The sequence below is a fragment of the Sphingomonas sanguinis NBRC 13937 genome (genome assembly GCF_001591005.1).
GTDB classification, from domain to species: Bacteria; Pseudomonadota; Alphaproteobacteria; order Sphingomonadales; family Sphingomonadaceae; genus Sphingomonas; species Sphingomonas sanguinis.
This window is the reverse complement of the sequence record NZ_BCTY01000118.1, coordinates 1-1,214: the sequence shown is the minus strand read 5'-3', so window position 1 is coordinate 1,214 and position 1,214 is coordinate 1. Positions and strand designations below refer to the sequence as shown.

Here is a 1,214-nt window from a genome sequence, read left to right as displayed (position 1 = left end):
CACCAGCCCGAAGATGTTGAGCGGGAAGTCGCCGGGCGGCAGGCCATTGAGTGCGACCGTCCCGCCGCGCGCCATCATGCCCACGGCCTGCGCAAAGGCGCGCTCGCTGACCGCCGTGACCAGCGCACCCTGTGCGCCGCCGCCGGTCTCGCGCTTGATCGCCGCCGCCGGGTCCGCCTCGGTCCGGGCATTGACCGTCACCTTTGCGCCCAGCCGCCGGGCGAGGTCCAGCTTGGCGTCGTCGACATCGACCGCCGCGACGTTCAGGCCCATGGCGACCGCATATTGCACCGCCATATGGCCCAGCCCGCCGATGCCGGAGATGACGACCGTATCGCCCGGCTTGGTATCGGTCATCTTCAGCCCCTTATAGACCGTCACCCCGGCGCAGAGAACGGGCGCGATCTCGGTGAAGCCGATATTGCCGGGCAGGTGGCCGACGAAATTGGGGTCGGCGATGACATAATCGGCAAAGCCGCCATTGACCGAATAGCCGGTGTTGAGCTGGCTTTCGCACAGCGTCTCCCACCCGCCCAGGCAATGCACGCAGTGGCCGCAGGCGGTGTAGAGCCAGGGCACACCCACCCGGTCGCCTTCCTTGATGTGCTTCACGCCCTTGCCGACCGCCGAGACATAGCCCACGCCCTCATGCCCCGGAATGAAGGGCGGGTTGGGCTTGACCGGCCAGTCGCCTTCGGCGGCGTGCAGATCGGTGTGACACACGCCGGAGGCTTGGATCGCGACTTGGATCAGGCCGTCGCCGACCTCGGGCACGGGGACTTCATCGATGGTAAGGGGTTGGCCGAATGCGCGCACGACGGCGGCTTTCATCGTCTTCGCCATGGTATCTCTCCTGTGGGATGATGATGGGGCAGGGATGGGCGCACCCGCCGACCCCTGCCTTGACCGGGATCAAAAGAAGCCGAGCTTCTTGGCCGAGTAGCTGACCAGCAGGTTCTTGGTCTGCTGATAGTGATCGAGCATCATCCGGTGCGTCTCGCGACCGATGCCGGAACGCTTGTAGCCGCCGAACGCCGCGTGCGCCGGATAGGCGTGGTAGCAGTTGGTCCAGACGCGTCCGGCCTGAATGGCGCGTCCCATCCGATAAGCGCGGGTGCCGTCGCGCGTCCACACGCCCGCGCCCAGGCCGTAGAGGGTATCGTTGGCGATGCTCAGCGCCTCTTCATCGGTCTTGAAGGTCGCGACCGAGACGA

2 protein-coding genes are annotated in these 1,214 nt (G+C 66.5%); both read right to left on the bottom strand.

Annotation, left to right across the window (positions count from 1 at the left end; translation table 11 throughout):
• Positions 1-843, bottom strand: an 843-nt coding sequence (locus SSA01S_RS18850) for a zinc-dependent alcohol dehydrogenase (protein ID WP_061781616.1), incomplete at its 3' end; no start/stop codon positions are given.
• A 69-nt stretch (positions 844-912) separates the two neighbouring features.
• Positions 913-1,214: aldehyde dehydrogenase family protein (locus SSA01S_RS18845; protein WP_156477980.1), on the bottom strand; the 302-nt coding region annotated here is incomplete at its 5' end.